Source organism: Mycobacterium sp., assembly GCF_035603715.1.
In the GTDB taxonomy this organism is placed as follows: domain Bacteria; phylum Actinomycetota; class Actinomycetes; order Mycobacteriales; family Mycobacteriaceae; genus Mycobacterium.
In genome coordinates, this window is the sequence record NZ_DATNJW010000459.1 from 1 (window position 1) to 11,117 (window position 11,117).

Sequence of the window (11,117 nt, forward strand, 5' to 3'; positions counted from 1 at the left end):
CGGAGGTGGCGATGCCGGAGGCGGCGGCGGTGGCGATGCCGGAGGAGGCGCCCTGTGACGTGTGTCGCCTAAGCGTTGACGGCCGCGCTCAGCGCCAGCAGCCGCGACGTGGCCCGCAGGTACTTCTTGCGAAAGCCGCCGGCCAGCATCTCCTCGCCGAAAATGCGGTCGAGCCTCTCCCCCGACGCCAGCACCGGTATGCCGGCGTCGTAGAGCCGATCGGTCAAGGCCACCAGTCGGAGCGCGACGTTCTGGTCGTCGACGGTGTGCACCCCGATCACACAGACCATCGTCACGCCGTCGACCAGCGCCAGGTAGCGCGACGGATGCATGGTGGCCAGATGGGCGCAGAGCGCGTCGAAGTTATCCAGGGTCGCGCCTGCCACGGTCGCGGCACGAGCGGCTACCTCGTCGTCGGACGGCGGCTGCGGCGCGGGTGGCAGGTCGCGGTGCCGGTAGTCGGGCCCCTCAATCCGGACCACATCGAATATCGCTGCCAGCGTGCTGATTTCACGCAGGAAGTCGTCGGCGGCGAAGCGCCCCTCGCCGAGCTGCTCGGGCAGGGTGTTGGAGGTGGCGGCCACCGACACACCGCGCTCGACGAGCTGGGAGAGCAGCCGCGAAATCAGCGTGGTGTTGCCCGGGTCGTCCAGCTCGAACTCGTCGATGCACAGCAGCGTGTAATCGGCCAGCAGATCGATGCATTCGACAAAACCGAACACCCCGGCGAGCTGAGTGAGCTCCATGAACGTCGCAAAAGCTTTGGGGTGGGCCGGATCATCGGGCAGCTGACGATAGGCGGCGGCCAACAGATGCGTCTTGCCGACGCCGAAACCACCGTCCAGATACAGCCCGACACCGGGCGTGGCTTCCCGTCTGCCGAGAAGCCTTCTGCGGCCGCGACGGCGTTCGACGGCCCGCTCGCAAAACTGTTGACACACCACAACAGCAGCCGATTGACTCGGCTCGGCCGGGTCGGGGTGATAGCTCGCGAAGCTCGCGTCGGCGAAAGTCGGCGGCGGCGTCAGCTGAGCGATCAGCCGTTCCGGTGACACGGTGGGCTGCCGGTCGACCAGTCCAGCAACCCCGCGCATGCAGGCACCCTACCGACGTGCTCCAATCATCGGCATGGCTGACGGTGCCGCTGGATTGCAGCTGCGGCTGCTTGGCTCCACCCGCGACCTCGACGGCGCCGACCTGCCCGATCTCTACGGCTACCCCACCGACCACGACGGCGTGTGGCTGCGCGCGAACTTCATCGCCAGCCTCGACGGTGGCGCGACCTTCGGCGGTAAATCCGGCCAGCTGGGCGGCCCGGGCGACCGGGCGGTGTTCCACGTGTTGCGCGAAGTCGCCGACGTGATCCTGGTCGGCGCGGGCACCGTGCGGGCCGAGGGCTACTCCGGGGCACGCCCAACCGTCGCGCAGCGTCAGCGCCGGCAGGCTCGCGGGCAAAGCGAAGTTCCGCCGTTGGCGATCGTCACCAGATCCGGCCACCTGGACCGGGATTTGCCGGTGTTCACCCGCACCGAGGTGCCACCGATGGTGTGTACCTGTGCGGCGGCGGCCGACCAGACCCAGCGCACGTTGGCCGGCCTGGCGGACGTGGTCGACTGTTCGATCAACGACCCGGCCCAGGTGGACTCCGCCGCGGTGCTCGCGGTGCTGGCCGAACGCGGTGTGCCTCGGGTGTTGACCGAGGGGGGCCCCACGCTGTTCAGCTCGTTCGTCGAAAACGGCCTGCTGGACGAACTGTGCCTGACCATCGCACCGACCCTGGTGGGCGGCCAGGCAGGCCGGATCGCCACCGGCCCCGAGCAGGTGCTGACTGGAATGCGGCGGGCCCACGTCCTCACCGACGACGACGGCTACCTGTACACGCGGTACGTGCGCGAGGCCTGATCGATCGAGCAATGGCTACTGTGGTCGGCATGAGCCGGCGCGCCGCATTCACCACGTCGCTGATTGTGGTGACCGTATTGCTGGCCGGCTGCGCACCTGGACTGGCCGCCAATCCGCGTTTTGCCACCAACGCCGGCGCCCGGCCGCAGGGAAAGGCAACGAAGACGACGGCGCCCAATGCCCCGCCGCCGATTGCCAAGCCGAAGAACGACTTGCCGTGGCACGACTGCACAGCGCGGGGTTTCGGCGACGCGGCGGTCCCCGCGCCGGTGGGTGTCAAGCTGGAATGCTCAAGCTATGACGCCGATCTCGACCCGGTCAACGGCGCCGCCGGGACGCTGAGCATCGGCGTGATGCGCGCTCGCTCGGCCCAGACGCCCGGTGATGCCGGCCCGCTGGTCTTCACCACCGGTTCGGACCTGCCGTCGTCGCGGCAACTGGCCGTGTGGCTGGCGCGTGCCGGCGCCGATGTGTTGCAAAAACACCCCATCGTGTCCATCGACCGCCGCGGGATGGGCTCATCGAGCCCGATCGACTGCCTGGATCAGTTCGACCGCCAGGAGATCCACGATCAGGCGCAGTTCCAGGCGGGCAACGATCCCGTCGCCAATCTCGCCGACATCGTGCAAAACGCGACCACCAGCTGCACCGACACCATCGCGCCCGGCGACTCCGCCTACGACAACACCCACGCCGCCACCGATATCGAAAGGCTGCGCAGCACCTGGGACGTGCCCGCGTTGGCGCTGATCGGCATCGGAAACGGCGCCCAGGTGGCGCTGTCCTACGCCAGCGCCCACCCGGACCGGGTCGCCAGGCTGGTGCTCGACTCGCCGGTGGCGCTCGGTGTGGGCGCCGAAGCTGCGGCCGAGCAGAAGGTCAAGGGTCAGGAGGCGGCGCTGGACGCGTTCGCCGCCCAATGCGCGGCGGTGAATTGCCCGCTGGGCCCCGACCCGAAAGCCGCCGTGAGCTCGATGCTGGCCGACGCCCGTGCCGGCCACGGTCCGGCGGGTGCGTCGGTGGCCTCCATCGCCAGAGCCATCAGCATCGCGCTGGGGTTCCCCACCGGCGACCGGGTCGGTACCACCAACGAGCTGGCCACCGCGCTCAACAGCGCCCGTTCCGGTGACACCAACCTGCTGACCAGCCTGATCAACCGGGCACAGGGCACCACCGGCACCGATGGACAATTCGTCAACTCCTGCAGCGACGCGGTGAACCGGCCCACGCCCGACCGCATCCGCGAGTTGGTGGTGGCGTGGGCCAAGCTCTACCCCGAGTTCGGCACGGTCGGCGCGCTCAACCTGGTCAAGTGTGTCTCGTGGCCGAGCACCCAGCCGCCCCAACCGCCGAAGATCCTCAAGGTCAACGTGCTGCTGATGGGCGTGCAGAGCGACCCGATCGTCGGGGAGGAAGGCGTCTCGGCCACGGCCGCCACCATCATCAACGCGACCGCGGCCAGCAAGCGGGTGATGTGGCAGGGCATCGGTCACGGCGCGAGCGTGTACTCGTCGTGCGCGGTCCCCCCGCTGGTCGGCTACCTCGACAGCGGCAACTTGCCCGCCACCGACACCTACTGTCCTGCCTGATCCTTCGGCCCGTATAGGGTGCGCTCGTGACGGCAGTTGAATCCCCACGTAGCGGTCCGCGCGACTGGACGCAGGCCATCTTTGCCCCCCGCACCGCCGCCCCGGGCACTGCGACCGTGCTGCGTTCGATTCTGTGGCCGTTGGCCATCATGGCGGTGATCCACCGCACCATCGTGCTGCCCGCCAACGGCAACATCACCGACGACTTCAAGCCGGTCTACCGCGCGCTGTCGAACTTCCGGCGCGGCTGGGACATCTACAACGAGCATTTCGACTACGTCGACCCGCACTACCTGTATCCGCCCGGCGGCACGCTGATCATGGCGCCCTTCGGTTATCTGCCGTTCGCGGAGTCGCGCTACTTGTTCGTCGCAGTCAACAGCGCCGCCATCGTGCTGGCCGGGTACGTGCTGCTGCGGATGTTCAACTTCAGGCTGACCTCGGTGGCGGCCCCGGCACTGCTGCTGGCGATGTTCTGCACCGAATCCGTCACGAGCACATTGGTTTTCACCAACATCAACGGTGTCATCCTGCTGCTCGAGGTGTTGTTCTTGCGCTGGCTGCTCGACGGTTCGGAAGCCAACAGCGTCAGGCATCAGTGGTGGGCCGGCATCGCGATCGGCCTGGCTTTGGTGGTCAAGCCGGTGCTGCTACCACTGCTGCTTTTGCCGTTCCTGAACCGTCAGTGGCGCGCAGTGCTGGCCGCCCTGGTGGTGCCGGCGGCGTTCAATCTGGCCGCATGGCCCCTGGTGGTCCACCCGATGGACTTCGTCACCCGCACCGTGCCCTACACATTGGGCGTCCGCGATTACTTCAACAGCTCGATCGAAGGCAACGGAGTCTACTTCGGGCTGCCTTTCTGGCTGATCTTGTTTCTGCGGATCCTGTTCACCCTGCTGGCTATCGGCGGCTTGTGGCTGCTGTATCGCTACTACCGGACCCGTGATCCGCTGTTCTGGTTCACCACATCGTCGGGTGTGCTGTTGCTGTGGTCGTGGCTGGTGCTGGCACTGGCCCAGGGCTACTACTCGATGATGCTGTTCCCGTTCCTGATGACGGTGGTGTTGCCCAATTCAGTGATTCGCAACTGGCCGGCTTGGCTGGGCGTCTACGGCTTCCTGACGATGGACAAGTGGCTGCTGCTCCACTGGATGTACATCGGGCGGCCGCTGGACTACCTCAAGATCACCTACGGCTGGTCGCTGCTGCTGATCGTGGTGTTCACCGTGCTGTACTTCCGCTACCTCGACGCCAAGGCCGAAAATCGCCTCGACGACGGGATCGATCCGCCCTGGGTGACGCCTCCGCAACCTCGCGCTAGCGTGGAGGCATGACTTCCTCCGCCCCAAAACTGCAACTCAGCGACGACGAATGGCGCAAGAAACTCAACCCGCAAGAGTTCGACGTGCTGCGTCGCGCTGGAACCGAGCGCCCGTTCGTCGGCGAGTACACCGACACCAAGACCGAAGGCGTCTACCAATGCCGTGCTTGCGGCGCCGAACTGTTCCGCAGCACGGAGAAGTTCGAATCCCATTGCGGCTGGCCGTCGTTCTTCGACCCGGCGAACTCCGACGCGGTGATCCTGCGCCCCGACCACTCGCTGGGCCAGAAGCGCGTCGAGGTGCTGTGCGCCAATTGCCACAGCCATCTCGGTCACGTCTTCGAGGGCGAGGGCTATCCGACGCCCACCGACCAGCGCTACTGCATCAACTCGATCTCGCTGCGCCTGGTGCCGGCCTGACCTTCGCGACACTGAAACCGTTGCGACGACACGCCAGCCGCATTCGCAATCGTTTATGTCTCGCGGCCGGCTCCTGACGCTGGCCGGCTCTTGCGCCAGGTCGCGGCCCTAGTCCACCCGGCTGGCGTGCACTTCCCAGAACGGGGCATGCGCGCGGCCGTCAGTCAGCCACGGTTCGATGGTCCGGAACCGATCGGCCAACGGCTTTATCTGGTCGGCCATTTCGGGACTGCGCGCCAGCATCCGGTCGAAACTCTCCGAGCTCATGTTGATCTGGTAGGTCGTTGGGCCCAGATAGGTGATTTCCCAGCCGGCGTCGGGCAACACCCCCCGGAAGTCGTCCTCGGACAGTGATCGTGGCATCTGGAAACCGTTGACGTTTCCGATGCCGAATTCGAACATGTACAGCCGGGCTCCCGGCTTGGTGGCCCGGTGCAGGGCCCGGGCATAGGACCTCTGCAGCTCCGGCTCGGTCGAAAACGTGTGGTAGAACGCGCAATCCACGACGGTGTCGAAGTGGTTGTCCAGGCCGTCGAGCTTCGTCGCATCAGCCAGCTGGAAGTTCACCGACACCCCGGCCTTGCGGGCGTTCTCACGGGCCCGCTGTACCGCGCCTTCCGAACCGTCAATTCCGGTGGCCGAGTAGCCCTTTGAGGCGTAGTAGATGGCGTGATGGCCCGGACCGGTGCCCGGGTCGAGGACCTCGCCCTTGATTGCGCCGAGCGCGACCAGTTGCTGCACCACTGGCTGCGGGCCGCCGATGTCCCACGGCGTGGCGGCGGGCAGGCCGTGCGCGACCCGCTCGTCGCGATACATCTCTTCGAAACGGGTGGGATCGTTGGGATCGAATTGCGTTGTCATGTCTCCCCCTCTGGAGCAGGTTCAGGGCAGCGAATTCACTAGCTGCTCGACCGGAACTCGCGGCCCGGTGAAGAACGGCGTCTCTTCACGGGTGTGTCGCCGTGCGTCGGTGGCCCGCAGTTCCCGCATCAGGTCGACGATGCGGTGCAGCTCCGGTGCCTCGAAGGCGAGCAGCCATTCGTAGTCCCCGAGTGCGAACGCCGGGACCGTGTTGGCCCGGACGTCTTTGTATTCGCGGGCCGCCATCCCGTGTTCGGCGAGCATGCGCCGACGCTCCTCGTCGGGCAGCAGGTACCACTCATAGGACCGCACGAACGGGTAGACGCAGATGTAGGCGCCCGGTTCTTCGCCGGCCAGAAACGCCGGAATGTGGCTCTTGTTGAATTCGGCCGGCCGATGCAGCGCGACGCTGCTCCACACCGGCGTCGACGCGCGGCCCAGCGTCGTGGTTCGGCGGAAGTCCTCGTAGGTGGCTTGCAGGGCTTCGACCCGTTCGGCGTGCGTCCAGATCATGAAGTCGGCGTCGGCGCGCAATCCGGCGAGGTCGTAGAGACCGCGCACCACGACGCCGTGTTCTTCGCGCTGCTTGAAGAAGGTCGCGGTTTCGTCGACGACGGCCTCGCGGTCTTCGCCGAGTTGCCCAGGGCTGACCGAGAACACCGAGAACATCAGGTATCGAACGGTGGCGTTCAGAGCGTCGTAGTCCAAGCGGGGCATGAGAACTATCGTGCCACGGAGGTTTCGACCGCCTGGATAGTGCTGGTCGCCGCCCGTCCGGCCGCGCCGATGCACGCCGGCACCCCGATCCCGTCGAGATAGCTGCCCGCCACTGCGAGAGTCTGCGGCAGACCGGCCCGCAATTCGGCCACCAGGTCGCGGTGGCCGGGTGCGTACTGCGGCATCGCATCCGGCCAGCGCTGGATGCAGACATCCACCGGGTCGATCTTCAGCTCGAAAACGGTCGCCAGATCGTCGAGCGCCCACGCCAGCAACTCATCGTCGGACGCGCGAGTTGCCAGGTCGTCGCCGAAGCGCCCAAACGAAAGTCGCAACAACTCGACATCGGTGCGCCGCCCCCACTTGCGCGACGACAGCGTAATTGCCTTGGCGTGCAACTGTTCTCCGCTAGCCACCAAAACCCCGGAATTCTGCGGGAAGGCGATCCCGCGGGGCACGGCCATCGCCAGCACCGCCGACGATGCGGTGTCGATGCGCCCGGCCGCCGCCGCGGTGCGCGGTGCGACGGTCTCGACCAGATCGGCGAGTCGCGCGGCCGGGACGGCAAAGATCACCCCGTCGGCCTTCCACTGGGCACCGGTGCTGTCGCGCAACATCCAGCCCCCCGCCGGCACGGCTTCGATGCCGTCCACCGCGGCCGGTACCCACGTGGTCCGGCTGTGCAGAACCAATTCCTCCACCAGCACCCGGTACCCGCCACCCACCGCGCCGAAGATCGGGCCCGCGGTGGCGCTCGTGAGTGCCTGGCGAGCGGCGTCGGTAACACTGGCGGCGCCGGCGTCCAAGCCGGCGGCCAGAGTCGGGGCGGCCGAGCGCAGGCCGATCGTCGCAGCTGATCCCGCGTAGACCCCGCTGAGCATCGGATCCACCGACCGGGCCACCACCTGTTCGCCGAACCGATCGGCGATCAGGTCGGCGACGGCCGGATCGGCGCCGGGCCGCCAACTCAACGGCTGATCCGGTTCCGCGGCGATCCGGGCGAGGGTGGCATCGTTGACCAGACCGGCCATCGACTCCGACGACGACGGGATGCCAATGAGAGTTCCGGTCGGCAGCGGGTGCAGCCGACTCTGGCTGTAAATCAGTGGACGCGCACCCGTTGTGCCGAGTTGGTCGTACGCCAGGCCCAGTTCGGCCAGCAACGCGGGCATTTCGGGTCGGCGCACCACGAACGCCTCGGCTCCGACATCGACGGAAACTCCGGCGATCTGCTCGGTGCGCAGCACGCCGCCGAGCCGGTCTGCGGGGTCGAAAAGGGTAATGGTCGCATCGTCACCGGCGCTCTGCCGTAACCGATAGGCTGCGGTCAGGCCCGAGATTCCGCCGCCGACAACACAATACGAACGAGTCATAGCGAGTGGATCAGCGCTACCAGGTCGGTGAGAATCGCCGGATCGGTTTCCGGTAGCACGCCGTGGCCGAGGTTGAAGATGTGCCCGGCCGCCCCGGCGTCCACGGCACGCCGTCCGTCATCGACCACCGCGCGCGCCGCCTGCTCCACGGTCGCCCAGCCGGCCAGCAGCACCGCCGGATCGAGGTTGCCCTGCAACGCTTTTCCGGCCTCGACCCGCGCCGCGGCGTCGACAAGGGAGGTCCGCCAATCGACACCGACCACCGTCGCACCGGCCGTCGACATGGCACCCAGCAGTTCCGCGGTGCCCACCCCGAAGTGCGTCATCGGCACACCACGATCGGCCAGCGTGGCGAACACCCGCGAACTGTGCGGCAGCACGTAGCGCCGGTAGTCGGCCAGCGACAGCACGCCCGCCCACGAATCGAACACCTGAATCGCATCCACCCCGGCATCGAGTTGTACCCGCAGGAAACCGACGGTCAGGTCTGTCAGCTTCTCCATCAGCGCATGCCAGCACGCCGGTTCGGCCAGCATCATGGCCTTGGTGCGGGCATGGTTGCGGCTCGGGCCGCCTTCGACCAGGTAGGACGCCAGCGTGAACGGTGCGCCGGCGAAACCGATCAGCGGCACCTCCCCCAGTTCACGCACGAGCAGCGAGACGGCATCCGACACCGGCTGAACACCCTGGGGGTCCAACGGCCGCAGGGCGTCGACGTCGGCCGCGGTGCGCACCGGCGCGGCGATCACCGGGCCGACGTCGGCGACGATATCCACGTCGACGCCGGCACCGCGCAGTGGAACCACGATGTCGGAGAACAGGATTGCCGCGTCGACGTCATGCCGGCGGATCGGCTGCAGCGTGATCTCGGCGATCAGCCCGGCGTCGAAACAGGCTTCCATCATCGTGTTCTGCTTGCGCAGCGCCCGGTATTCCGGCAGGGAACGCCCGGCCTGCCGCATGAACCACACCGGCACGCGGGTGGGTTTGCGGGCGGCGGCCGCGGCCAGGTAGGGCGATTCGGGAAGCGTGCGACGGTCACTCATCAGGTTCAATGCTGCCACGACCGCCGTATGACGGGTGCGGCGAGCGGCGCCCCGAGCCGTGCGTAACGTCGTCGTCGTCAACGTCCGTGAGCCAGTGGTCAGGAGCCGGGATGCCAGTTCGCCACCCAGAAGTCAGCTATGACGAGTTCCCCAGCCTGCGAATCGAACGCGCTGACCACGGCGTGCTGCACCTGATTCTTGACGCGCCCGGGCTGAATTCGGTCGGGCCGCAGATGCACCGCGACCTCGCCGACGTCTGGCCGGCCATTGGCCGCGACCCCGGCGTGCGGGCAGTGCTGGTCCGCGGCGAAGGCAAGGCCTTCTCGTCGGGCGGCAGCTTCGACCTGATCGACGAGACCATGGGCGAGTTCGACGACCGGATGCGCATCATGCGCGAAGCCCGCGACCTGGTGCTCAACATGGTCAACTTCGACAAGCCGGTGATCTCGTCGATCAACGGCGCGGCGGTCGGTGCTGGCCTGGTGGTGGCGCTGCTGGCCGACGTGTCGGTGGCCGGACGCACCGCCAAGATCATCGACGGCCACACCAAGCTCGGAGTCGCCGCCGGCGATCACGCCGCCATCTGCTGGCCGCTACTGGTCGGAATGGCCAAGGCCAAGTACTACCTGCTCACCTGCGCGCCGCTGGACGGCGCCGAAGCCGAACGCATCGGTCTGGTCTCGCTCTGCGTGGACGACGACGAGGTGCTCACCACCGCGACGCGCATCGCAACGGAGCTGGCGCAAGGTGCGCAATCGGCGATCCGGTTCACCAAACACAGCCTCAACCATTGGTACCGGACGGCCGCCCCGGCCTTCGAAACATCTCTTGGCCTGGAGTTTTTGAGCTTCGGCGGCCCGGACGTGCGTGAAGGGCTGGCCGCCCACCGCGAGAAGCGCCCGGCACGTTTCACCACTGACTAGGACGACATGACGACCCTGCACCAGCCCACCCGCACCGGACCCTGGCGACCGAAACGGCGCGCCTGTGTCGCCGCGTCGCCGGATAGGTCTAGCGTCAGACGCTGTGACCCGCCAGCAACGACGCGGAGCGGGGCGACGGACAATTGCGGCGCCCGTGACCTCGGCCGCCAGCGACGGGGGGCGCAGCGACGAGGAGGAGCGGCGCGTATGACAGCAGCCGAACCAGTCCCGTTTCGCGAAGCCGTGGCGGCGATGAGCGGAGCCACCGTCCGACCCGAAATCGAGTTGGGCCCCATCCGGCCGCCACAGCGTCTCGCGCCATACAGCTACGCGCTGGGCGCTGAGGTCAAGCGTCCCGAAGTCGACATCGTCCCGGAGCGGTCGGACGGTGACGCGTTCGGGCGGCTGATCCTGCTCTACGACCCCGAAGGCGCTGACGCCTGGGACGGCACCATGCGGCTGGTCGCCTACATCCAGGCCGATCTGGATTCCAGCGAAGCCGTCGACCCGCTGCTGCCGGAAGTCGCGTGGAGCTGGCTGGTGGAGGCGTTGGACGCACGCGCCGAGCAGGTCACCGCGCTTGGCGGTACGGTCACCGCCACCACCTCGGTGCGCTACGGCGACATCTCCGGACCGCCGCGCGCACACCAGCTGGAGCTGCGCGCGTCGTGGACGGCACTCACCACCGACATCGGTACCCACGTCGAGGCGTTCTGCGAAGTGCTCGAGCACGCCGCCGGGTTACCACCGGTCGGGGTGACAGATTTGGGCACCCGGTCGCGCGTTTGACATGGCTCCGGAGTCGGCAGAAGCACCAAACGAGACGCTCGACGACGCGGAATCCGACGTCACCCCGTTGCTGCATCCGTCCGACGGGGTGCCCGACCTGTCCACCACCGTCGGGGAGATCAAGGCCGCCGCGGAGCTGCTCGCCGGCGGCCACGGCCCGTTCGCGGTGGACGCCG

10 protein-coding genes and 1 pseudogene are annotated in these 11,117 nt (G+C 67.6%); 6 read left to right on the plus strand and 5 right to left on the minus strand.

Annotated features, from left to right (window positions below; translation table 11 throughout):
- Positions 1-68 precede the first annotated feature (68 nt).
- The gene (zapE, locus tag VN856_RS18905) at positions 69-1,094 is read right to left on the minus strand and encodes a cell division protein ZapE (RefSeq protein ID WP_325691776.1); all 1,026 of its coding nucleotides are present in this window, start codon (positions 1,092-1,094) and stop codon (positions 69-71) included.
- Positions 1,095-1,128: 34 nt separating this feature from the next.
- Here zapE and VN856_RS18910 point away from each other — a divergent pair, with 34 nt between their 5' ends.
- From VN856_RS18910 to msrB, 4 genes are read left to right on the plus strand one after another with little or no spacing between them, the layout of a single operon-like run.
- A complete protein-coding gene (locus VN856_RS18910) occupies positions 1,129-1,902 on the plus strand; it encodes a pyrimidine reductase family protein (protein WP_325691778.1) in 774 nt (257 codons plus the stop codon).
- An 11-nt stretch (positions 1,903-1,913) separates the two neighbouring features.
- Positions 1,914-3,491 (plus strand): alpha/beta hydrolase, encoded by a 1,578-nt coding sequence (locus VN856_RS18915; RefSeq protein WP_325691780.1) that lies wholly within the window; start codon positions 1,914-1,916, stop codon positions 3,489-3,491.
- Positions 3,492-3,517: 26 nt separating this feature from the next.
- Positions 3,518-4,825: an arabinofuranan 3-O-arabinosyltransferase gene (aftC, locus tag VN856_RS18920; protein WP_325691782.1), complete on the plus strand. Its 1,308-nt coding sequence runs from the start codon at positions 3,518-3,520 to the stop codon at positions 4,823-4,825.
- Positions 4,822-5,232: a peptide-methionine (R)-S-oxide reductase MsrB gene (msrB, locus tag VN856_RS18925; protein ID WP_325691784.1), complete on the plus strand. Its 411-nt coding sequence runs from the start codon at positions 4,822-4,824 to the stop codon at positions 5,230-5,232. The genes aftC and msrB overlap by 4 nt, the downstream gene beginning before the upstream one ends.
- Before the next feature lie 108 nt (positions 5,233-5,340).
- Here msrB and VN856_RS18930 read toward each other — a convergent pair whose 3' ends face one another.
- Genes VN856_RS18930 through hemE form a run of 4 tightly spaced genes read right to left on the minus strand, consistent with a single transcriptional unit; the run spans position 5,341 to position 9,229 of the window.
- Positions 5,341-6,093 carry a class I SAM-dependent methyltransferase gene (locus VN856_RS18930; protein ID WP_325691786.1) on the minus strand — a complete coding sequence of 251 codons (753 nt, stop codon included), beginning with the start codon at positions 6,091-6,093 and terminating at the stop codon, positions 5,341-5,343.
- Positions 6,094-6,114: 21 nt separating this feature from the next.
- On the minus strand, positions 6,115-6,810 hold the full coding sequence (hemQ, locus tag VN856_RS18935; RefSeq protein WP_325691788.1) for a hydrogen peroxide-dependent heme synthase: 696 nt from the start codon (positions 6,808-6,810) through the stop codon (positions 6,115-6,117).
- Positions 6,811-6,815: 5 nt separating this feature from the next.
- Positions 6,816-8,183, minus strand: coding sequence for a protoporphyrinogen oxidase (locus VN856_RS18940; protein ID WP_325691790.1), 1,368 nt, complete (start codon positions 8,181-8,183; stop codon positions 6,816-6,818).
- Positions 8,180-9,229, minus strand: a complete 1,050-nt coding sequence (gene hemE, locus VN856_RS18945; RefSeq protein ID WP_325691792.1) for a uroporphyrinogen decarboxylase — start codon at positions 9,227-9,229, stop codon at positions 8,180-8,182. Before hemE ends, VN856_RS18940 begins: the two co-directional genes overlap by 4 nt.
- 110 nt (positions 9,230-9,339) lie before the next feature.
- Here hemE and VN856_RS18950 point away from each other — a divergent pair, with 110 nt between their 5' ends.
- Positions 9,340-10,152, plus strand: coding sequence for an enoyl-CoA hydratase/isomerase family protein (locus VN856_RS18950; RefSeq protein WP_325691794.1), 813 nt, complete (start codon positions 9,340-9,342; stop codon positions 10,150-10,152).
- A 154-nt stretch (positions 10,153-10,306) separates the two neighbouring features.
- A pseudogene (locus VN856_RS18955) lies at positions 10,307-10,941 on the plus strand (DUF3000 domain-containing protein).
- Positions 10,942-11,117: the final 176 nt, after the last annotated feature.

Coding starts and splice junctions, on each gene's coding strand:
- zapE (WP_325691776.1), bottom strand. CDS start 1,094: ATGCGCGGGGTTGCTGGACTGGTCGACCGGCAGCCCACCGTGTCACCG.
- VN856_RS18910 (WP_325691778.1), top strand. CDS start 1,129: ATGGCTGACGGTGCCGCTGGATTGCAGCTGCGGCTGCTTGGCTCCACC.
- VN856_RS18915 (WP_325691780.1), top strand. CDS start 1,914: ATGGCTACTGTGGTCGGCATGAGCCGGCGCGCCGCATTCACCACGTCG.
- msrB (WP_325691784.1), top strand. CDS start 4,822: ATGACTTCCTCCGCCCCAAAACTGCAACTCAGCGACGACGAATGGCGC.
- VN856_RS18930 (WP_325691786.1), bottom strand. CDS start 6,093: ATGACAACGCAATTCGATCCCAACGATCCCACCCGTTTCGAAGAGATG.
- hemQ (WP_325691788.1), bottom strand. CDS start 6,810: ATGCCCCGCTTGGACTACGACGCTCTGAACGCCACCGTTCGATACCTG.
- VN856_RS18940 (WP_325691790.1), bottom strand. CDS start 8,183: ATGACTCGTTCGTATTGTGTTGTCGGCGGCGGAATCTCGGGCCTGACC.
- hemE (WP_325691792.1), bottom strand. CDS start 9,229: ATGAGTGACCGTCGCACGCTTCCCGAATCGCCCTACCTGGCCGCGGCC.
- VN856_RS18950 (WP_325691794.1), top strand. CDS start 9,340: ATGCCAGTTCGCCACCCAGAAGTCAGCTATGACGAGTTCCCCAGCCTG.